Origin of the sequence: Nitrosomonas marina, from assembly GCF_900111605.1 — a bacterium.
Lineage (GTDB): Bacteria > Pseudomonadota > Gammaproteobacteria > Burkholderiales > Nitrosomonadaceae > Nitrosomonas > Nitrosomonas marina_A.
Window position 1 is genome coordinate 16,420 of the sequence record NZ_FOIA01000015.1, and the last position, 20,633, is coordinate 37,052.

At 42.9% G+C, this 20,633-nt stretch carries 20 protein-coding genes; 6 read left to right on the forward strand and 14 right to left on the reverse strand.

The genetic code is table 11. The features are described from left to right. Positions 1 to 36: 36 nt before the first annotated feature. Entirely contained in the window at positions 37 to 486 is a 450-nt protein-coding gene (locus BMY62_RS08225; RefSeq protein ID WP_090658520.1) for a flagella synthesis protein FlgN, read from the reverse strand. Further along, complete coding sequence (flgM, locus tag BMY62_RS08230; RefSeq protein WP_256207506.1) at positions 486 to 800, reverse strand: flagellar biosynthesis anti-sigma factor FlgM; 315 nt, start codon at positions 798 to 800, stop codon at positions 486 to 488. Before flgM ends, BMY62_RS08225 begins: the two co-directional genes overlap by 1 nt. Positions 801 to 1,160: 360 nt before the next feature. Here flgM and BMY62_RS08235 point away from each other — a divergent pair, with 360 nt between their 5' ends. Both BMY62_RS08235 and BMY62_RS08240 read left to right on the forward strand, forming a co-directional pair. Beyond that, on the forward strand, positions 1,161 to 1,733 hold the full coding sequence (locus tag BMY62_RS08235) for a LemA family protein (protein WP_090658524.1): 573 nt from the start codon (positions 1,161 to 1,163) through the stop codon (positions 1,731 to 1,733). Beyond that, positions 1,730 to 2,665: a GIDE domain-containing protein gene (locus BMY62_RS08240; RefSeq protein WP_090658526.1), complete on the forward strand. Its 936-nt coding sequence runs from the start codon at positions 1,730 to 1,732 to the stop codon at positions 2,663 to 2,665. The genes BMY62_RS08235 and BMY62_RS08240 overlap by 4 nt, the downstream gene beginning before the upstream one ends. Here BMY62_RS08240 and motD read toward each other — a convergent pair whose 3' ends face one another. The 7 genes from motD to flhB form a co-directional block, all read right to left on the reverse strand. Next, complete coding sequence (gene motD / locus BMY62_RS08245; protein ID WP_090658528.1) at positions 2,666 to 3,457, reverse strand: flagellar motor protein MotD; 792 nt, start codon at positions 3,455 to 3,457, stop codon at positions 2,666 to 2,668. It lies immediately after the preceding gene. 38 nt (positions 3,458 to 3,495) lie between these two features. Further along, positions 3,496 to 4,242 (reverse strand): flagellar motor protein, encoded by a 747-nt coding sequence (locus BMY62_RS08250; RefSeq protein ID WP_090658640.1) that lies wholly within the window; start codon positions 4,240 to 4,242, stop codon positions 3,496 to 3,498. 59 nt (positions 4,243 to 4,301) lie between these two features. Continuing rightward, entirely contained in the window at positions 4,302 to 5,012 is a 711-nt protein-coding gene (locus tag BMY62_RS08255; protein WP_090658530.1) for an RNA polymerase sigma factor FliA, read from the reverse strand. 5 nt (positions 5,013 to 5,017) lie between these two features. After that, a complete protein-coding gene (locus tag BMY62_RS08260; protein ID WP_090658532.1) occupies positions 5,018 to 5,911 on the reverse strand; it encodes a MinD/ParA family ATP-binding protein in 894 nt (297 codons plus the stop codon). Beyond that, positions 5,904 to 7,196: a flagellar biosynthesis GTPase FlhF gene (gene flhF / locus BMY62_RS08265; protein ID WP_090658533.1), complete on the reverse strand. Its 1,293-nt coding sequence runs from the start codon at positions 7,194 to 7,196 to the stop codon at positions 5,904 to 5,906. The genes BMY62_RS08260 and flhF overlap by 8 nt, the downstream gene beginning before the upstream one ends. Further along, positions 7,193 to 9,277: a flagellar biosynthesis protein FlhA gene (gene flhA / locus BMY62_RS08270; protein WP_090658535.1), complete on the reverse strand. Its 2,085-nt coding sequence runs from the start codon at positions 9,275 to 9,277 to the stop codon at positions 7,193 to 7,195. Before flhA ends, flhF begins: the two co-directional genes overlap by 4 nt. A gap of 62 nt (positions 9,278 to 9,339) precedes the next feature. Continuing rightward, the gene (gene flhB / locus BMY62_RS08275; protein WP_090658642.1) at positions 9,340 to 10,488 is read right to left on the reverse strand and encodes a flagellar biosynthesis protein FlhB; all 1,149 of its coding nucleotides are present in this window, start codon (positions 10,486 to 10,488) and stop codon (positions 9,340 to 9,342) included. A 312-nt stretch (positions 10,489 to 10,800) separates the two neighbouring features. Between flhB and BMY62_RS08280 the strand changes: the two genes are divergently transcribed. Both BMY62_RS08280 and BMY62_RS08285 read left to right on the forward strand, forming a co-directional pair. After that, complete coding sequence (locus BMY62_RS08280; RefSeq protein ID WP_090658537.1) at positions 10,801 to 10,986, forward strand: twin transmembrane helix small protein; 186 nt, start codon at positions 10,801 to 10,803, stop codon at positions 10,984 to 10,986. Between the two features lie 78 nt (positions 10,987 to 11,064). Next, positions 11,065 to 12,303, forward strand: a complete 1,239-nt coding sequence (locus BMY62_RS08285) for a BaiN/RdsA family NAD(P)/FAD-dependent oxidoreductase (protein ID WP_090658539.1) — start codon at positions 11,065 to 11,067, stop codon at positions 12,301 to 12,303. A 25-nt stretch (positions 12,304 to 12,328) separates the two neighbouring features. On the opposite strand, the gene ppk2 is transcribed toward BMY62_RS08285, so the two are convergent. The 5 genes from ppk2 to BMY62_RS08310 form a co-directional block, all read right to left on the reverse strand. Beyond that, on the reverse strand, positions 12,329 to 13,087 hold the full coding sequence (ppk2, locus tag BMY62_RS08290) for a polyphosphate kinase 2 (protein WP_090658541.1): 759 nt from the start codon (positions 13,085 to 13,087) through the stop codon (positions 12,329 to 12,331). Between the two features lie 16 nt (positions 13,088 to 13,103). After that, a complete protein-coding gene (locus BMY62_RS08295; protein WP_090658542.1) occupies positions 13,104 to 13,499 on the reverse strand; it encodes a YchJ family protein in 396 nt (131 codons plus the stop codon). Positions 13,500 to 13,881: 382 nt separating this feature from the next. Further along, positions 13,882 to 16,026: a polyribonucleotide nucleotidyltransferase gene (gene pnp, locus BMY62_RS08300; RefSeq protein ID WP_090658544.1), complete on the reverse strand. Its 2,145-nt coding sequence runs from the start codon at positions 16,024 to 16,026 to the stop codon at positions 13,882 to 13,884. Positions 16,027 to 16,117: 91 nt separating this feature from the next. Continuing rightward, on the reverse strand, positions 16,118 to 16,387 hold the full coding sequence (gene rpsO, locus BMY62_RS08305; protein WP_090658546.1) for a 30S ribosomal protein S15: 270 nt from the start codon (positions 16,385 to 16,387) through the stop codon (positions 16,118 to 16,120). 243 nt (positions 16,388 to 16,630) lie between these two features. After that, complete coding sequence (locus tag BMY62_RS08310) at positions 16,631 to 18,109, reverse strand: dynamin family protein (RefSeq protein ID WP_090658548.1); 1,479 nt, start codon at positions 18,107 to 18,109, stop codon at positions 16,631 to 16,633. 452 nt (positions 18,110 to 18,561) lie between these two features. Here BMY62_RS08310 and BMY62_RS08315 point away from each other — a divergent pair, with 452 nt between their 5' ends. Together BMY62_RS08315 and BMY62_RS08320 are read left to right on the forward strand one after the other, a co-directional pair. After that, a complete protein-coding gene (locus BMY62_RS08315) occupies positions 18,562 to 19,278 on the forward strand; it encodes a DUF502 domain-containing protein (protein ID WP_090658550.1) in 717 nt (238 codons plus the stop codon). Positions 19,279 to 19,445: 167 nt separating this feature from the next. Further along, the gene (locus BMY62_RS08320) at positions 19,446 to 20,624 is read left to right on the forward strand and encodes a GNAT family N-acetyltransferase (protein ID WP_090658552.1); all 1,179 of its coding nucleotides are present in this window, start codon (positions 19,446 to 19,448) and stop codon (positions 20,622 to 20,624) included. Positions 20,625 to 20,633: the final 9 nt, after the last annotated feature.

Genomic DNA, 20,633 nt, shown 5'->3' on the forward strand with positions numbered 1-20,633 from the left:
GAAATCGTTTTGTTATAGCTTTACTGCAATCCAGCTTCAAACAAAAACCTGTCCTCTAGGACCATATAAAGAGATATTTCCAGCTGCGCTTTGCAGTGAAAGATGAGCACGTTGAGCGTGCTGCAATCGGGTAGAAATCACTTTCCCATTTGTCAGGTTTATCTGCTGGGCGGACTTCGCTAGCTCTATCAATTGAAACCAGCTTGCTGTTAACTCTTTTTTTGGCTGCTTTGCCAACCATGACCGCATTCCACTCTTATCGAGTGAACAACCCGAAATTGATAAATATCGCAACCGCTGATCAGACAAACCTTCCAGCTTTTCTACCAGGCGGGCTTTATCAGAAACCAGCATGTCTAGTTCATCTATCCGTCCCTGAATCAACGCATCTTCTTCTTTTTTCAGTATTTCTATAAAATTTTTAACTGTAGAGATCTCATTATCAATAACAGTTGCGAAATCCTCAAGGCTTTGTAAGTCAATCATTAAGAGCGGTCTTCTTTAGTGTTTATCAATTCTTTCACAGTTTCGAGCAAACGGTCCGCAACCACATCGGGATTGACCTTAAAAGTTCCTTCACTAATCGCCGATTTTATCTCCTGGACACGAGACATATCAACTACAGCGTCATTACTGGATATGCGTTCCGACGATTTCAAATTTATCGCCTGTGCGCTGATATGAACAGTATTACTAGTATTTTCAGGGTTAATGCCAGAAGCAGAGGCATTTTCTGGTCGTTTCTTGCCATCTCCCCCTGAAACATTTGATACTGAATGTATAGAATTGTCGATTTTCAATTTGAAATCCTTATCAATTATTTTAGTTAAATGTCTCATCGACAATCTGGGAAAAAACTTTAGCCAGATTTAACAATGATATTGAACGTTTTATTTTCCACTTTCAATAAATTTTGTGAGTACGCATTAGCTTAGATACTAACGTTGAGATAAAGCTAATGCAAGGAAAAACCAAAGTTTATTCTGATTTTGATGCAAACCATCTGAAATCATACGTATATTACAAATGGTTTTTGGTCAATTTTTATAATTGATTCAACTTCTATTCGTAAAGTCCGTTAAATCTCACTACTTTTCGTGTTTTTTTACATCCAAGACGCTTAATTGGCATTTTGTTCATATTTAACAAAAGGAACTAAGATGGACTATTCCACAATAACAATACTGATTGTTTTAAGTCTGTTGTTGGTCTATATGATTTTGATTTATAACAGCCTCGTTCAGCTGAAGCATAATGTCTCCAAGGCCTGGTCCAATATAGACGTATTACTTAAACAACGACACGATGAACTCCCCAAACTTGTTGAGACATGTAAGCAGTATATGGGATACGAGAAAAATGCATTGGAAGCCATTATTAAGGCACGTTCCGCAGTTTCTCATGCGCAACAAGACTCGGACATCAAGGCATTGGGTGTAGCTGAAACACAGTTACGCTTGGGCCTGGGAAATTTATTTGCGCTGGCAGAATCCTATCCAGAACTTAAGGCCAATCAATCGTTTCAGCACTTACAAACCCGTATCACGGGACTTGAACATGATATAGCTGACCGTCGTGAATTTTATAACGAATCCACAAATATCAACAATATACGTATTGAACAGTTTCCTGATGTATTGATTGCAAAAATTTTTGGATTTAAACCATTTGATTTACTGGAGTTTTCCGAGTCCGACAAGGCAGACGTGAACGTAAGCCTGTTATTCCAATGATATCGATTGAAATTGATGCATTATTAAACGAAGACAGCCAGCTTTTTTTGCTGTTTACCCTCACATTAATGGCACTTGTTTGCTTCTGGCTGGTTTTTTATTACCTCAAGCACGCACGACTTATTGAAGACACACCAACTTCAAAAATTCGGTCCGCCGCCCAAGGCTATGTTGAAATTATGGGTACAGTATCAATGGCCAGCAACCACTTGCTTTCTGCACCACTCTCAGGTACTGCGTGCGTGTGGTTTACATATAAAATACAGCAATATCGACGCACAGGTAAAAGCAGTCACTGGTCGACAATAGAAGAAAAAACGAGTACTGAGCAATTTCTTATTAAAGATGATACCGGGACCTGTGTCATTAATCCCGAAGGCGCAGAGGTTCAAACAACTTACTCGCGTACCTGGTATGGACATACAAAAAAACCGGTCCAGGCCAAAAAATCAATAAATTTTTTCAACATCATCATCGGCAAGCGCTATCGGTACATAGAAAAAATTATACAAGCTGACGACATTCTTTATGCGCTCGGTGATTTCAAGACAAATGGCGGGGGGCGTAATGTACCAGGCATCCACCAGATGACCGGCATAGTAATTCGTGAATGGAGACACAATTACAAGCTAATTTTAAAACACTTCGATCGAGATAAAAACGGAGTGATAGACATGACCGAATGGGAAGAAGTAAGAACGGCTGCCCGCCAGGAAGCTGAAAAACGCAGACAGAAGTTAACGCAACTCCCAACTGTTTTTTCACTCGGGAATACAACAAAGAAACAACAACCATTTATTCTATCTACTCTCGGCCAACAAAAACTGGTCAAAAAATATCGGCTGTTTGCAATCCTCAGTCTGATAGGCCTTTCCTTATTCACCGTACTTGCCTTCACACAGACACAGGCTATTCAATTATCAAATATATGATTAATCCAAACTGACAGGAATTTCTGTTTCTTTTTCCGGTTCGTTTGACAGGATCATTATAGCCACTCGCCGATTGCGCATTCTACCCTCGATGGTGTCATTAGTATCTACTGGTCTGTTCTCTCCATAACCAATTGCCGTTAATCGTTGTCCATCCAAACCACTGCCTATAAATAATCGAATAACGCTGCTTGCCCGTGCAGTTGATAATTCCCAATTGGATGGAAAAAATGCATTATGAATTGGCAGATTATCAGTATGCCCTTCAACCTGAATTTCATGATCGTGGTTTTTTAACACTTGCGCCACTGCCTGTAACGTATCAATTGAATCATCGGATAATTGTGCTTCACCGGGAGAAAAAAGTACGCTGGCATTTATTTCTACTGTAATACCCAGATTGCTCTGTGTGACTCTGACTTTCCCATTATCAACCAATGAAGCCAGCACCTTCAGCACATCTTTTGCCATAGACTGCATTACTTCCTGCTTTTTACTGCGCCGAAACTTTTTTTCTTCAATAATCTTAATAAGACTTTCTTGCTGTAACTCTTTTTGTATTAATAAAGGCGTTTGATCCTGCCGTATAGGTTCCGGCTTAACCACTGGATTTTTAAAAGCGTTTACTAATGACCCGCTCAGTACTTTATATTTGCCTTCATTGATGGAAGAAACCGCGTACATGACTACAAAAAAAGCAAATAGCAGGGTTATAAAATCAGCATACGAAACCAGCCAGCGTTCATGATTCTCATGAACTTCTTCATTTGAGTAGAACTTTTTTCTAGCCATATTCACTTATCAATATTAATCAACCGAGAGCCGCAAATTTATTTTTCCACACAATAACTCATCAGGCGATTCTCTATTAATCGCGGATTTTCACCATGTGCTATGCCAACTAATCCGTCGATCAACATTTCACGAAAAACCAACTGCTCATTGATAATGCTTTTCAGTTTGTTCGCTATCGGCAGAAAAAACAAATTTGCCAGGCCTACACCGTAAATTGTGGCGACAAATGCAACAGCAATTCCGCTACCCAAAAGACTGGGTTCAGTCAGATTTTCCATGACATGTATTAAACCAAGAACTGCGCCAAGAATACCGATGGTCGGGGCATAACCACCGGCTGCTTCCCAAATTTTTGCGGACTGACGCTGAAATGAAACTTCAGTTTCAACTTCTATTTCCAGTATTTCACGCAGTTTTTCTGCTTTGCTTCCGTCTGCAAGCAGCAACAATCCTTTTTTTGTCAGGGGATCGGTCGCAGATTCTGCATGCCTTTCAAGGACAAGCAGACCTTCTTTGCGTGAAAGATACGACCAGCCTACAACTTGTTTGATCAGGACCTGGGTGGGTCTTTTCGGCGGAAAAAAAATCCATTTAGCCATTTTGACACCATTAATTAATACTTTTACCGGGCTTTGCAAAAGAACAGCACCAACAGTACCGCCCATAACAATAAAAAAAGCTGCGAACTGCAATAATGCACCCAGATGACCACCTTCGAGCATCTGTCCGCCCATAATTGCCGCTAATGCCAGAGTAATTCCGGCAATACTGCTTACGTCTATCTTCGTTTTATTACTCATCATCTGTCCCGAAACCACCTGTGAATAATATGTTTCAGGCGTTAAAGATTTCTCAGGCGGCTGCGCAAACGTGCTATGGCCTGTGTATGCAGTTGACATACACGTGATTCACTCACCCCCAGAACTTCACCAATTTCACGCAAATTCATCTCCTGCTCATAGTGCATACCCATTACCATTTTCTCGCGTGGCGGCAGATTTTCTATTGCCTGTACCAGCAGCGCTCGCAGATTTTCATCGACCAGTGTTTCCAACGGATTACTCTTATCATCCGCAAGTAGTCGATCCAAAAATGGTTCTTCATCATCCTGCTGGAAATCTTCGTAATATATCAACTGTGCACCACGAGCGCTCTGGAGTGTCGAATGATATTCATCCAGCGATATATTTAATTCATCGGCAAGGTCCTGTTCACTGGGAACACTGCCGTTTCGCTGTTCGAGTGCGTTCACCGCGGCTTCAATTTGTCGCATTTTTTTTCGCACACTGCGCGGCAACCAATCAGCATCACGCAATTCATCCAGAATTGACCCGCGAATCCGTTGCGCGGCATAACTCTCAAACTGTCGTCCGTAAGACCCTTCGTAGCGATTTATTGCATCCAGAAGACCTATCATTCCAGCTTGAATCAGATCATCCACCTGAACGCTGGCCGGAAGTTTAGCCATCATGTGATAAGCAATACGCTTAACCAAAGGTGAAAATTCACCAACAAAATCTTCCTTGCTTTTAATTCCAGTCGCTGTATACATATTTATCAAACCGTTAAATTTGTCATACTCAAATGACTCGTGTGAATGAGGCGCTGCATAAAACTTTCTACCAATCCGTTAAAATAATCTCTACGCGGGGCATACAGAACATTTTCTGCCAGGAGTCTGAAGTTATTGCCGGTCTGTGAATCTGGAAATAAGCTTAAAGCTGGCTTGCACAATCGTCTTGATTGCGATATTTTTTCATCCAATTCAGTAAATCCTGCAAATTCGGGTGATATCCCCAGATACCTTTGAACAATACAAGCAAAGTTTTCAAACACATTCTGCGCTATTAATTTTGTCTCAGCTTTATTGATAAATACCAAAAAGTGACGCTTTGCATATTCCCTGTTCATCATTTTGATTAACGCGTAGGCACCCGTCAGTGAAACTGCTGAGCCTGATATGACAACCATGACCTGCTCTGATGCAAGACTCAATGGCAGCACTTGTGTTTCAGCATTCATGGCTGTATCAATCAAAATGAAATCGATTGGTTCTGTAATCTGACTAAAACACGTGATGAGTCTTTCCTGATCTGCCCTGTTCAGTCCAGTCAAAGCATGTATGCCTCTTTGAGCGGGCAGAACAAATATATTATCCGGTCCCGGAACAATAACCTGTTCCAGCTTTCTGTCTTGCCTTATCACATGCGCAAGATCAAAGCGCGCTTTTAATCCAAGTCTTGTGCAGATATTATGCGGATATGCATTCTCATCAATCAGTAAAATCCGTTTATTTTGTTCAGCTAATGCCGCCGCCAGATTAACGGTTACTTCTGTTCTGCCTACCCCTTTTGCCCCACCTGTAACGGTAATTACCCGTGTCGAGCTGTCTGTTTGCAAAGTAACCAGATTACGCAATCCAGCCGCTTGATCATGTGAAAAATTAGTCATGTTTTGTACCTGCGCACATTTTTTGTTCATGATTATCCATGTTGGTGTTTTTTGACATGACTAACGCAAATTCAGCATCTTGAAGTGTAAATGCCGGATCACTTGGCTTCGCGCTGAAAATCCGATGTAAAAGATATCTCGAATTTGCTGTATGAATATCTTCGGGTACTTTTTGACCATTGGTCACATAATGAAGCACCAGCTTGCGTCTAATTGCCGCATCAAGTACCACACCCAGCCCGGCAGCCTCATCCACCTTTGTTATGATGCATCCAAGAATGCCGAACTTGCGATAAGCTGTAATAATTTCATCGAGTGTTCTGTCGCTTGAGGCCGCGCTTACTACCAGCATTTTGTTAATATTCGTTTCGGAACTGCTTAGGGTTGCAATCTGTTCAGCCAGCATCTGATCACGATGACTCATGCCAACGGTATCTATGAAAACGATATGCTTATTTCTGAGCTCTGATAATGTAAGCTGGAGATCGTCTGCATCTTGAATGTTTCTCACCGAAATACCCAATAATCTGCCATAAATTCGTAGTTGTTCATGACCGCCAATCCGATAGCTATCTGTAGTAAGCAACGCGACTTTTTCTGCACCGTGTCTAATTACACTTTTTGCGGCAAGCTTCGCTACTGTTGTAGTCTTGCCAACCCCCGTGGCGCCGACCAACGCATATACACCACCCTTTTTAATCATTTCATCATCAGATGCCGTATGCAGGTTGAACGTTAAAGCTGAAACCGCGTGTTTCATACTCTGAATATAGTCAAGCCCTTCTGGTAATTTATCTACCAGGCGTCGCGACAATAATGGGCTGAAACCAGCATTTAATAACGCTCGCAACACCTTCATTTTTTCAGGATTACGCTGCGCTTTGTTCCCCCATGCTACAGTTGCAAGCTGATCTTCAAGCGTGCATTTCATCGCATGAATTTCCTTCATCAAGGCCTGAACAAATTCTTCGGACACTATATTTTCTGGTATACCTGCAGCCGTAGTATCCTCTGTTTTTGGCACATCACTTTGTGACAATTGAGCAGGAGAATAAAAATCTGCCTTGATTTCATGCTGTGCTGGCTTGTTTTTTTGCGGTGATTTTGGTTGATCTGTCTGCTGCGCATCAATCAGGCTGGTCATATCAGTATCAGCCAACGCCATTATTTCAACACCAGCATCGGTCTGCCTGTTGGATAAAATAATGGCTTCGGCACCCAGATCCGCCTTGACTTTACGCAGCGCTTCGCGCGATGTAGCAGCTAAATATCGCTTAACTTTCATGATTTACCTCCAATTAAGGAAGTGACTTTAATTTTCCGGGTATCGGGTACCTCCGCATGCGCAAGAACTCTGATCTGCGGCACGGCTCTGCGCAGAAAATGGGAGAGCAGGTTACGGATTGGCCCGGGTACCAATATAACAGCCGGCAGGCCTAGTTTTTCCTGCTGACTAGCGGCAGCAGCAGCTTCTTTTAGCAACATGTCTGCCAGCCCAGGTTCTATCCCGCCACCCTCTTTGCCGCTGGTTTGTACAACCTGCATCAGAATATTTTCCAGCTCATGATGCAAACTAATTACTTGCAGCTCTGTGTTAGCCGGGAAGAACTGTTCGACAATTGCGCGTCCCAGTGCGGCACGTACGTATGCTGTCAGCTGCACGGTATCCTGAGTAGCAGGCGAATGCTCGGTCAATACGTCAATGATGGTGCGCATATCACGAATATGCACATTTTCCATCAGCAAGTTCTGAAGCACTTTCTGTACAGAAGACAACGGCAGCAGTTTTGGAATCAGATCTTCAATTAATTTCGGTGATTTAGCGCTTAGATGATCCAATAGAAGTTGAAGCTCCTGTCGGCCCAGTAATTCGGAAGCATGCGAATGAATTAAGTGATTGATATGCGTTGTTACGACTGTACTGGCATCGACAACGGTGTACCCGTTTGCCTGTGCCTGCTCTCTAAGTGAGGCTTCTATCCAGACTGCGGGAAGGCCAAATGCAGGATCACTTGTTGGTGTACCTGGCAGTGTTATGGTTACCCTTCCCGGATTAATCGCAAGATACATTCCGTTATATGATTCTCCCTGCCCAATTACTGATCCCTTTAAAGTAATCTGATAGGCGTTGGGTCGAAGTTCGAGGTTATCCCGGATATGTACTACAGGCGGCAGAAAGCCTATATCCTGCGCGAATTTTCGGCGTATACCGTTAATCCGCTTGAGCAAATCACCCTGCTGCGCCTTATCGACAAGCGGTATGAGTCGGTAACCCACCTCCAAACCCAGCGTATCAATTGGGGTCACATCATCCCAGCTTGCATCCTGCTGCTCGATTACAGGTACGACAGCAGGCTCCGACTGTTCTGCCTCCTTCTCTTGGGCACTCTTTATCATAAAATATGCACCCAACCCCAGCGTACTTGCCAGTAACAGGAATACAAAATGCGGCATTCCAGGCACAAGACCCATTACCGCAAGAATACTTGCCGTAATCACAAGTACCTGCGGTTGTGTAAACAACTGGCCCAATACTTGTTCGCTTAAATCTTCATCGGTTGTAACACGACTAACCACCAGTCCGGCAGCAGTTGAAATTACCAGTGCCGGAATCTGCGCAACCAGGCCGTCACCAATGGTTAAAAGTGTATAGTTTCGAGCAGCCGTATCCAGGTCCAAATCGTGTTGCAGCATTCCCACGACAAGCCCACCGATAATGGTAATCAGCATGACCATTACGCCTGCAATAGCGTCACCTCTGACAAATTTACTCGCACCATCCATCGAACCAAAAAAATCAGCTTCTTTGGAAATGGCCGACCGGCGATTACGCGCTTCTTCCTCTCCTATCAAACCAGCGTTCAGATCAGCATCAATTGCCATTTGCTTACCAGGCATTGCATCTAATGTAAACCGCGCACTTACTTCAGCAATACGCCCAGCTCCTTTGGTTATCACAACAAAATTGATCACCACCAGAATAATGAAAACAACTAGACCAACAGCGTAATTACCACCGACAAGAAAATGCCCAAAAGCCTCTATAACCTTTCCTGCCGCATCCGGCCCTGTATGTCCATCCAGTAAAACAACACGTGTAGATGCAACATTTAAAGATAAGCGCAACAGTGTCGTTATTAGTAGAACAGTAGGAAATACCGCAAAATCGAGAGGGTTTCTTGTATACAAACTTACCATCAAAACTATAATGGCCAGCGCAATATTGAATGTAAATAAAACATCCAGAATGAATGGCGGTAATGGCAGCACCATCATCCCGAGGATCATGATGATCAATACCGGACCGGCCAGTGCTTTCAGGTTGTTTCCGGTCATTAAACTGGAAAATGTCAAAGTTGTATTCATGATGTTAAGTTACATTAAAATCCGATATGAGCATCGGTAAATAAACACCTAAATCCCATTGCTTATTCATTATTATCAGACGGAAGCACATCCAGCTCTTGCGGCACATTGATTTCTCCAGGCGGCGCAGGTTTGTCGCCACCGAAATTCTGATAACGCTGCAGTTGGAAAATATAAGCCAAAACTTCTGCAACAGCGGCATATAGTTTTTCCGGTATTTCAGCATCCAGTTCTGCGTGGTGATACAACGCACGCGCAAGTGGAGGCGCTTCCAGTATGGGTATATGATGAGCCTCGCCCAATTCACGTATACGCGCAGCAAGTAAATGTACTCCCTTGGCAACAACCTTGGGTGCACGCATCGAATTACTTTTGTAGCGTAATGCAACTGCATAATGAGTCGGATTCGTCACTATAACGTCTGCTTCAGGTACTTCAGACATCATCCTGCGCCGAGCGGCTTCACGCTGCAAGCTTCGAATGCGGCCTTTAACCAGGGGATCTCCTTCGCTCTCCTTGGCCTCTCGCCGGATTTCTTCTTTGGTCATACGTAATTTCTTGGCATGACTCCATAATTGAAAAGGCACATCAATCGCAACAATTAATATCATCGCGCCAGTAATCAGTAAAAAACTCAATACCAGCAACTCACCTGTTCGGTTAACACCTGAAATCACTGGTATCGCAATCAATGACAATACTGAATCTCTGTTACCCCATATCACTAAAGCAGCAACACTGCCTACGACCAGTGTTTTGGCGATTGCTTTCAGTAATTCTGTCAACCCATGGATTGAAAAAATCCTGCCAAACCCTGAAACCGGATTTAAACGCTTGAAATCGGGAATGAGCGCCTTGGAGCTAAACAACCAGCCACTGAGTAGCATGGGTGCGGCAAACGCTGCAACAATCAACAGAATTAACAGGGGGATTAATGACCAGAGACCTTCAATTGATAATTGGCTCAGACGCTTAACTATCAAATCAGCCTGAAAAGCCATATTTCGATCTATTTGCATACCTGCATGCATAATATCCGACAATTGTTCAACCAGTTTTCCACCCATAAAAATCAGGCCGGCGGCGGCTGTCAGCAATAAAACAAACGTGGTTAATTCCTGTGAACGGGCAACTTGCCCTTCCTCCCGCGCCTTCTGTATACGCTGTGGCGTCGCTTCTTCCGTACGTTCTAAATCACTGTCTTCAGCCATTTCTCCTCCAATTACCGCCATTCATATTATGAGCACCTGCCCAAAATTTGATGTGGAGAAAAAACAAGTTTCATCCCGTTATTTTGTTATTGTCGGGATGAAACATTCTGGGAACTAGCTGACAAACGAGTTAGCTCAGTTCATGTCACACTTCAAGTTATTCGAAACCAGGTTCAGAAATTAGAATTTATACAAGCAATTGATCAATAACAGTATTTGACCACAGTTACAGAATTTACCATTGGATAAAAAGCTAATCTCGGATAAACTGTTAGTCTGATACAAGGTTTTTGTCAATCTGGAGGTAAGTCATTGAAAATTTTAGCAGCGATATTATTTCTCATAATTTTGTACAGTCTCGGCTCGGCCTTATATTACATGTACAAAGATACAGGCAATTCGACACGTATGGTTAAATCATTAAGTATTCGCATCGGTGTTTCCTTGCTGTTGTTTATAATCATGATGATTTATACTTACTTTGAGCATATTGCCTGAATAAGCGATCATTGATTCTTAGGTTTTAAGTTAATACATACAATAAAAACCGGTTCCACTCGCCGGCTCTCCGAGAGAATGAGAAAAACCATCCGAAATATGGATGTAGTAGTCGTTGGAGCCGGAGCAGCTGGGATGATGTGTGCCGCTGAAGCAGGTAAACGCGGACGTTCCGTTCTGCTGGTTGACCATGCATCAAGACCAGCCGAAAAAATTCGTATTTCAGGAGGGGGTCGATGTAATTTTACAAACCTGCATACCGGTGCAGACAATTTTCTGTCAAGTAACCCGCATTTCTGTCGTTCGGCGCTTGCACGTTATACACCGCATGACTTTATTGCATTACTGGAAAAACACAATATACGTTACCACGAGAAAAAAAACGGACAGCTTTTTTGTAACAACAGTGCTCAACAGATCATAGAGATGCTCATGCATGAGTGTAATTTTGCCGGAGTCTCCTTTCAATCACCCTCAACAGTGTCAAAGATAGAGTATTCCGGATGCGGTTTCTCCGGTCAAAACAGGCACAAACGGTTTGTTATTCAGACAGAGCGTAATACGCTAGTTGCACATTCTCTGGTCATTGCCACTGGTGGTTTATCACTACCCCAAATTGGTGCGAGTGATTTTGGTTATCAAATAGCCAGACAGTTTGATATTCCAGTTACGCCGTTACGACCCGGACTGGTTGGTCTCACGGTCTCGTCAGACAAGCTCCCCGATTTTCAAAATATGCCGGGTGTAGCTATTGATTCTCGAGTAAGCTGGCAAAATAAGATTTCATTTAGAGAAAATCTTCTGTTAACACACCGTGGATTCAGTGGACCGGCAATTCTGCAAATTTCTTCATATTGGAAACCTGGCACGACAATCAGCATCGACTTACTGCCTCAAAACAGTCTGCAGGAAATTTTTATTACACAGCGACATAGCAAACAACAATTACATAATCTGCTCGCCGATTTCCTGCCGAAACGGTTTGTAAAAATATGGTGTGATTTTGTTCTGGAGCATTTATCACTTTCGCATTTAAAGGATGCGCCTGTCAGTCAGTATAATAATACCGCGTTGTCGCAAATAACCGAACTGATACACAACTGGGAATTTGCTCCAAACGGAACAATGGGTTACAAGAAAGCTGAGGTAACACTAGGAGGCGTTGATACACACGCTCTGTCTTCGAGCACGATGGAAGTCAAACAAATTCCCGGTCTTTATTTTATCGGGGAAGTAGTTGATGTTACAGGACAGTTGGGTGGCTTTAATTTTCAGTGGGCCTGGTCATCGGGTCACGCTGCAGGTCAGGTAGTATGAAACACGCTACTCTGCGCTTGTCTGCTTATGAAGCAATCATACCCTTTTCATAACATACAGGGTCAAATTCAAATACGACAGAAGAATCGTAAATTAATGCTTCATTATTCTTGTCCTTATAATCCACATGACTCAGGAAATGTTTCATGACATTAATACGTGTACGTTTTTTATTATCACTATGCACAATATACCAGGGCGCAAAAACAAAATTAGTTTTGGCAAACATTGCATCTCTGGCCTCAGAATAGGCCTGCCATAGCGCCTGTGCCTTCTCATCAATAGGACTTATCTTCCATTGCTTAAGAGGATCTTCTCGACGTGCGCTGAGCCGTTTTTTCTGTTCTTGTTTTGAAATATCGAGATAGTACTTAAAAAACACCAAATCAGCATGTGTCAATAAATGTTCGAAATTAGCCACTTCATTCATGAATTTCAAATACTCATTTTTTCGACAGAACTTCATTACCTTTTCAACACCAGCCCGGTTATACCAGCTACGGTTAAAAAAAACAATTTCCCCAGAAACTGGCAAATGCGGAACGAAACGTTGAAAATACCATGCACTTTTTTCACGGTCCGATGGCGCGCCTAATGCAACTGTTCGTACTTCTCTTGGACTCAGGTGTTCGCTGAACCGCTTGATGGTTCCATCTTTACCGGCTGCATCTCTGCCCTCAAAAAGCAAACAAACTTTACGGCCATTTTCAATTACGCTTTTGTGAAACTTAACCAGTTCTACCTGTAGTGCATACAGTTCTTGCTTGTATAGTTTCTTATCCACGATATTCAGTACAACATTACGGTTTTTTTACACAATCACCATCAACATAAAACCACCGTTCTTTTTCAAATACAAACCGACTAATTTCGTGCAACCGATAAGCGCGCCCGGCAATTTTGTAACGCGCTATGAATTCTACAAGCGCAAGTTTCGGTGACAGCTGTTTATGTTGTTTGACAGAAAGATTCAACCATTTTTGACGAGAAGTCAATTCTAATGACAAGGGACGTGTTTCAGGATGCCATGTCTCTAACAGATAATCCTTACGATACAAGGTGTATGCCGAATAACGAGAGCGCATTAATTCTTCGGCGTTCTCAGGCACTTGCCCCATGTCTAGATAACGGCCACAACAATTAACATAAACTGTACTGAGACCGCATATGCAGCTGGCGCCCGCTTCTATATTCATGATCCAAACACTCCTTTAAAGAACACAAGGAAAATCATTAACAGTGTCGGAAATGGCTTATATTAAGGGGTATGTATCGTTTGTAATCAGTCGATTAGTTCACACACAATAGAAAAATGTGAAAGCAAGCCACCATTCCGGAACATACCCTCATGAAATCAGTCTTTTTATTGTTTTTAATAGTCAATGTAGTCATGCCATAATAGTACTATTCACATGACGTTTATTGTTGTTTTCTGGCGATTGTAATTATTTACAAACGCATATGATAATCATTGTGAAGGCAGGGGCGAAAACATTCTTACCACCTGTACAATCGATTGATGTTTGAAATAACTAGCAGCCGTATTAAATAAAGCAGATCAACATATTGTTATAAATATCAATTCTCCGTTGTATCCGTCATTTCAACGGTATTTTCCGTTGACCCGGCGTCATTTTCTTCATTTGCAACTGCTTTCATACTCAAACGAAGCCGACCTTTATCATCTGCTTCGAGAACCTTGACACGCACAGACTGACCTTCACTCAGATGATCGGTAACGCTATTTACCCGCTCATTAGCGATCTGGGAAATATGTAATAAACCGTCTTTGCCAGGTAATACACTGACAATTGCCCCGAAATCAAGCAACTTCAATACGGTGCCATCATAAATCCGCCCAACTTCCACTTCTGCTGTCAAATCCTCAATGCGTTTCTTTGCCAGTTCACCATTTTCTGCATTGACACATGCAATAGTGACCTGCCCATCGTCGGTGATGTCGATCGTCGTACCTGTCTCTTCTGTTAATGTTCGAATTACCGCGCCTCCCTTTCCAATCACATCACGAATTTTTTCAGGGTTTATTTTTATTTTTATGATGCGTGGTGCATGGATAGAAATACTGTCGCGTGTCACCGGCATAACTTCTTTCATGATATCGAGTATATGCATACGCCCTTCACGTGCCTGTAACAACGCTGCATGCATAATCTCTTTGGTAATGCCCTGTATTTTGATATCCATTTGTAAAGCGGTAATGCCTTTATCAGTTCCAGCCACCTTGAAATCCATATCTCCAAGATGATCTTCATCGCCTAGAATATCGGTTAACACTGCAAAGCGGTTGCTTTCTTTAATCAAACCCATGGCTATACCCGCAACATGTGCTTTTAATGGCACACCGGCATCCATTAATGCGAGGCAACCACCGCATACCGAGGCCATGGAACTGGAGCCATTAGACTCGGTTATTTCCGAAACAACCCGAAGTGAATAACCAAATTCCTCCTGTGAAGGAAGCACAGGCACCAGCGCGCGTTTCGCCAAACGTCCATGCCCGATTTCTCGCCGCTTTGGAGAACCGACACGCCCGGTCTCACCCGTCGCATACGGGGGCATGTTGTAATGCAGCATAAAACGTTCAGAATAATCACCCTGCAACGAATCTATTTTTTGTTCATCACGCGCCGTGCCAAGTGTAGCCACTGCCAATGACTGCGTTTCGCCGCGGGTAAAAAGCGCCGAACCATGCGTTCGCGGCAAAACACCGCTGCGAATGGTGATGGGCCTGACTGTTCGTGTACCGCGACCGTCAATTCGGGGCTCACCATCCAGGATTTGATTACGCACAATACTTGATTCAAGCGCAAAAAAAGCCTGCTCAAAAGCACTTTGTTCCGGTCCATCCTCATTTCCAACGCCAAGCGTTTCTATGCTTTTCTGACGTATGGATGCAATTGCTTCCGTCCGCGCCTGCTTCTGCCTGATTTGAAAAGCTTCTCGTAACGCAACTTCGGCGATTTCTGAAACCATTTTTTGCAAAGCCGTATCTTTTTCTGATGGGGTCCAGTCCCAGGCGGTAACGCCGGCCTCATCTGCCAGTTCATTAATTGCATCTATCACTGCCTGCATCTGTTCATGACCGTATACAACGGCGCCCAGCATGATATCTTCAGACAACTCCATGGCTTCGGACTCGACCATTAACACAGCGCGTTGAGTTCCGGCAACAACGAGATTCAACTGAGTATCTTTCAATTCGGCCGTTGTCGGGTTTAAAACATATTTATCATTAATATAGCCAACACGCGCGGCGCCAATGGGTCCGTCAAACGGAATTCCTGACAGAACCAGCGCCGCAGATGTTCCGATGATTGCAGGAATATCGGCATCTACGTCTTCGTTGGATGACAAAACGGTAGCCACGACCTGCACCTCGTTATAAAAACCCTCGGGGAAAAGCGGTCGTATCGGACGATCAATAAGACGAGAGGTCAATGTTTCTTTTTCTGATGGGCGGCCTTCCCGCTTAAAAAAACTACCAGGAATCCTCCCAGCAGCATAAAATTTTTCCTGATAATCAACTGTCAGCGGGAAAAAATCCTGCCCCGGGCTTACTTGTTTTGCACCTACAACTGTCACAAGTACAACAGTATCATCCATAGACACCATCACCGCACCGTGTGCCTGCCTGGCGATTTCACCTGTTTCCAGAGTGAGCTGGTGTCGTCCGTATGTAATACTTTTCTTAATCGATTTCAATTAACAGTCCTTTTGTAAATTCGACGCTGACAGAGATGGGCGTATTCAGGTTACGCGTCATCCCAAGCGAGTGGTTATTATTCTGGTGTATCTATTTTCGTAGGCCAAGGCGATCAATCAGCGTTTTGTAAGTGTTAATATTCTGGCGTTTAAGATAATCAAGCAATTTACGTCGACGACCAACCATACGCAGTAAGCCGCGTCGCGAATGATGATCTTTGACATGTATTTTAAAATGGTCGATTAAATCGTTGATGCGCGCGGTTAACAGCGCTACCTGTACTTCCGGCGATCCGGTATCACCTTCTCCTCTTTGAAAATCCCGCATAACACGCGTTTTTTGATCAGTCGTTACTGACATACATTTCTCCAGTTAAAACAAATGTAAAAATTTTGTAAAAATCGTGAATTTTACTCCTTAATATGAACCTTGTCCAAAACAGATCAACATTCGGATTGCCTGCAGTTTTTATTTAAAATTCTGCTAGCAGCATGAATCGGATGACAAGGCTTTAATAATTCATTTTTACTTCTTCAATTTTCCCGGCCTATACTTAGTGCACATAAAAATGATTAACGGTAGACAGAGCTGTAGATTCCAGTGCTAACCTGTTTGCGTCTCCCCAGCCAAAACCTGAGTTTCCTCTTCATCATTTCCGGAAGGGTTGGTAAACTGGTCATTCAGCTCCTGTATATAATCATTCGATTCATCAACAATTTCATCAATCGTACGCTCCGTGACTTCATTCCACCCGGCTGGTTTTTTGAAAAGCATTGACCGGTAAGCAGCTGTACTTTTACTAAAGGCACCGATATATTGTTTACATGCCTCGTGATCATTTCCCATATCCTCAGCAAGTTTCTTTTTGATCCTGTCAGCTACACGCTTACGCACTGTAAAGTGAACAATAATCAGAACAAGCAACCCTGCAAGCAATGTGGCTTCCGAAAAAGATTCAGTTCCGGGCACCAATGTACCCAATAAACCCCAGGAATCAGACAAATGCAGGCCGACGCCGACAATCAGGGCAAGCGCTGAAATGATAATGCCATCGAACAGTAGCACTTTATTCTTCCATTCAGTGAGCATTTCTGTCAGTTTCACGACAATTTGATTCTTAATCGACTTTGCTGTCTGCTCGAGTTTGCCAACAATACGGTACGAGCGTTCCACTTCAATTTGCTGCATGCGTGTATAGATATCCTTTAAATCTTCCTCCCGTTTTTTTTCAAACCGTTCCTTTACCCTGGGATCGCTGATCGGCACCGCCACATCCGGATTGTAGATTCGATAAAAACGGCCTGCTATCAATCCGACTTCAGCAAGTGATCGCTGCCAAGCAGATACCACTTCTTCGGGATTATCTTCCTGAGCAGTTACATCCATTTGATTGAGAATATAGAGAAATTTGTTGGCGTCAGCACGGTTAACACTCGCCGATACCAAATAAGCAAGCGTATCCTGCATCGCTTTCGGTTCTGGATGACGTGCATCAAAGAATACCAATACCAGATCGGAAAGATTGATTATATGCTGAGTTAGGCGCAGCGTTGAAGCACGCTGACTATCAGCGTCAAAACCCGGAGAATCAATCAGAATCTTTCCACGAATATTTTCCGATGGACAGGTTTTCAATTGGAGGTAGGCGTCGATTCTTTCCTGTCCTGCTTCAGAAATTTCTTCAATACTTTTACTAATATGAAAAAAAGGGAAACGCGGGTCCGCATCAAGCGCTACTCCCGGTAATGTTTTTGCTTCGTTATGACGGCTGTAACATATGACGGTAAACTTGTCATCGACTGCCTGGTTACCCGTTCGTTGCAATTTCATGCCCAAATGTGAATTGATGAACGTTGATTTACCTGCCGAAAATGTACCCAGAACGGCGATCATTGGCCACCAGGTTACACAAGTAGCAAAAGATTCATCTCGGTTTAACAATCCCATGCTATAAGCAATATAATCCATTTTCCGAAAACTTTTAACGGCCTTGGCAAGCACCGGATTATCCGGGTGCTCATCAGCCAAGTGTTTTTCCAGGCTGTTGAGAAGTTTGTTTATTTGAGTTGAACTATATGACATATAAGCCCCTTTTCTTTTTTATAAAAGGCATCACGCTAAAGATACCCACAAAAAATCGCAAATAAAATTTTCTTGACTGACATTACCGAATGAATAGCATGTATCTGTACATTTGAATTATCTGGCATTTTCACATTCTCTATTAGAGTGAAAAAAACCATGTACGCATGAAGATCGGATAATTGCTGTTTCATATTCGAAACAACACAACTTAAGTAAGTAAAATTTCAGTAAAATTCAAGAACCAAGCGATGCGATTCTACCAAGAACAAGCTTGGCTTACCAGCAATTGGTCACGCTGAAAATTTGCTGTTGTGAAAATGCCCATTCTTTGTTAACAATCCATATTTTTAACCTACTATTTATTCCCTATTAAACAAAGAAACAATTGCGGTGCACTTGTCACGATTTAATGATCGCAAAAACCCCTGACAGATTATACAAGGCAAACCATGAGTAATGATCAAAATAATAATACACAGCATCAGGAACGCTCAGCTCACGTCGGGCGTTATGTATTAATTGGTGCACTGACAGTCGCACCACTCTGGATAACCTGGCTGGTTTTTGAATTTGTCTTGAAAATGCTGGCCCAGATGGGTGAACCCTTGCTGAGAGGACTTGCACGCGCTGTTCGTCCGCATTCGGATACAATTGCCAACTGGTTGCTTGACTCCAGTTTTCAGCAAGGGGTTGCCGCACTGTTAACCATTGCCGGACTGTACGGAATCGGGCTGCTCGCTTCGTTTGTAATCGGGAAAAAGGTGATTGATCTTTACGAGGATATTCTTGCCCGACTGCCGTTGGTTCAAACTATCTATGGCGCCACCAAACGTTTCCTCAATACATTGAGCAAGCCACCCGTCACGGGGCGCAGAGTCGTTCTGATTAACTTTCCATCTTCGGAAATGAAGGCTATCGGGTTTATCACTAAAGTGCTGCACGACACAGAAACCGGCGAAAAACTCGCAGCAGTTTATGTGCCCACCTCACCCAACCCGACTTCAGGCTACATAGAAATTGTACCGATTAAGAATATTATTATGACCGACTGGAGTACTGAAGAAGCTATGACATTTGTTGTTACCGGTGGAACAAATTCTCCGGAGAAAATACACTTTTCGAGTCCGGACAATATCACAAGAGATATGCACAAAGGATCAGACTGATTCGTGGCATCTACATCTACTGTAATCCCTGACAAATTGCTTCAGAAAATGTTATTTTCAGCCGTTATCAATAAAACTTCTAAACCCTGATAGAATTGTGGATTGAAAAAAACAAACTATCCCAAAAGTATCCCTCAGACTGACCCAACTGGAAAACAACAGGAACAATGGATACAAATTTAAAATGGCTTGATCTTGATTCATTCGATACCGATGATCGCCAGAAAATAACAAATTCGATTAGCCATTTTATTAAAAACCATCCAGATGCCGGTATGGACCATAATCTTGACTGGTTGACGACAAAATGCGGCCCTGGAAAATCTGTAAAAGTCTTTGTCAATCTCGCACAAGATGGTTCGATAAATGGCTATGCGCCTTTTTTTATACACCCGTCTGCCTTAAGCTTCAGTCTGTTTGGCATCGCGTTATTTGACTATCGTGTTAATCGCTATGCTATTACGGCGCAACCGCTACTGGCTAATAACCAGTCGTCACCAGAGACTTTATTCGAAAGCCTTTTTTGTGAAATGCACAGGATTTTGAATTCCCGCGATGTTTTGTTCGGTCTCGGCGTTGCACTCGAGTCCAGTTTCGGGCGATTTATGATCGACAATAAAGCACTTTCAAAGAAATATCTGGTGCTGCCATATGGCGATGCGTATCAAAGACGGACAATTCGACTACCGGAAGATCTCGAAAAGTATATTAGTGGCCTTGGTTACAGTACACGTTATGAGGTACGTCGCGCGATAAGAAAATTGAATAAACAGGCCACCGTTGCATATCGTGTTTATACGCGGCCTGAAGATGTAGCGGAGCTGGTACGATTACTACATTCGATTTCGGTCAAAACCTACCAGCATCAGTTGCTTAATCTGGGAATTTCAGAGGATGAAGAGACATATCGCAATTTGTCTTTTGCAGCTGAGAAAGGTTGGCTAAGAAGTCTGATACTTTTCTGCGACGATAAGCCAGTCGCATTTGAGCATGGTTTTTTTTATCATAATGTCTATTATCTGACCCACATGGGATATGATCCAGACTGGTCAAAATCGTCTGTAGGAACAATCGCCCATATCTATACAGTCGAACACTTGATTCAAAGAGGCGCCATACAATTTGATTTTTTGTATGGCGACAATGGCAGTAAAAAAAGATTAAGTAACGAAAGCCATCAAGAGCAAAACTTTTACCTTGTTCCGCGTGTATTTCCGTTATCTACAATCGCGTATGCATTACGATTATTCAATACAACGACAGGCCGAGTTGGTCAATTTCTGGAAAAATACGGTATCAAATCCAAGCTGCGACGCTTCCTTCGACGAAAAACGACACAATCCTAAATTTTATTG

What these genes read in the sequence shown, in the direction of transcription:
- BMY62_RS08310 (WP_090658548.1), bottom strand. Translation starts at nt 18,109, where the DNA reads ATGTCATATAGTTCAACTCAAATAAACAAACTTCTCAACAGCCTGGAA.
- BMY62_RS08240 (WP_090658526.1), top strand. Translation starts at nt 1,730, where the DNA reads ATGATATCGATTGAAATTGATGCATTATTAAACGAAGACAGCCAGCTT.
- BMY62_RS08235 (WP_090658524.1), top strand. Translation starts at nt 1,161, where the DNA reads ATGGACTATTCCACAATAACAATACTGATTGTTTTAAGTCTGTTGTTG.
- BMY62_RS08320 (WP_090658552.1), top strand. Translation starts at nt 19,446, where the DNA reads ATGGATACAAATTTAAAATGGCTTGATCTTGATTCATTCGATACCGAT.
- rpsO (WP_090658546.1), bottom strand. Translation starts at nt 16,387, where the DNA reads ATGTCAGTAACGACTGATCAAAAAACGCGTGTTATGCGGGATTTTCAA.
- flhF (WP_090658533.1), bottom strand. Translation starts at nt 7,196, where the DNA reads ATGAAAGTTAAGCGATATTTAGCTGCTACATCGCGCGAAGCGCTGCGT.
- BMY62_RS08225 (WP_090658520.1), bottom strand. Translation starts at nt 486, where the DNA reads ATGATTGACTTACAAAGCCTTGAGGATTTCGCAACTGTTATTGATAAT.
- BMY62_RS08260 (WP_090658532.1), bottom strand. Translation starts at nt 5,911, where the DNA reads ATGACTAATTTTTCACATGATCAAGCGGCTGGATTGCGTAATCTGGTT.
- BMY62_RS08255 (WP_090658530.1), bottom strand. Translation starts at nt 5,012, where the DNA reads ATGTATACAGCGACTGGAATTAAAAGCAAGGAAGATTTTGTTGGTGAA.
- flhA (WP_090658535.1), bottom strand. Translation starts at nt 9,277, where the DNA reads ATGAATACAACTTTGACATTTTCCAGTTTAATGACCGGAAACAACCTG.
- BMY62_RS08285 (WP_090658539.1), top strand. Translation starts at nt 11,065, where the DNA reads ATGAGAAAAACCATCCGAAATATGGATGTAGTAGTCGTTGGAGCCGGA.
- motD (WP_090658528.1), bottom strand. Translation starts at nt 3,457, where the DNA reads ATGGCTAGAAAAAAGTTCTACTCAAATGAAGAAGTTCATGAGAATCAT.
- flhB (WP_090658642.1), bottom strand. Translation starts at nt 10,488, where the DNA reads ATGGCTGAAGACAGTGATTTAGAACGTACGGAAGAAGCGACGCCACAG.
- BMY62_RS08295 (WP_090658542.1), bottom strand. Translation starts at nt 13,499, where the DNA reads ATGAATATAGAAGCGGGCGCCAGCTGCATATGCGGTCTCAGTACAGTT.
- BMY62_RS08315 (WP_090658550.1), top strand. Translation starts at nt 18,562, where the DNA reads ATGAGTAATGATCAAAATAATAATACACAGCATCAGGAACGCTCAGCT.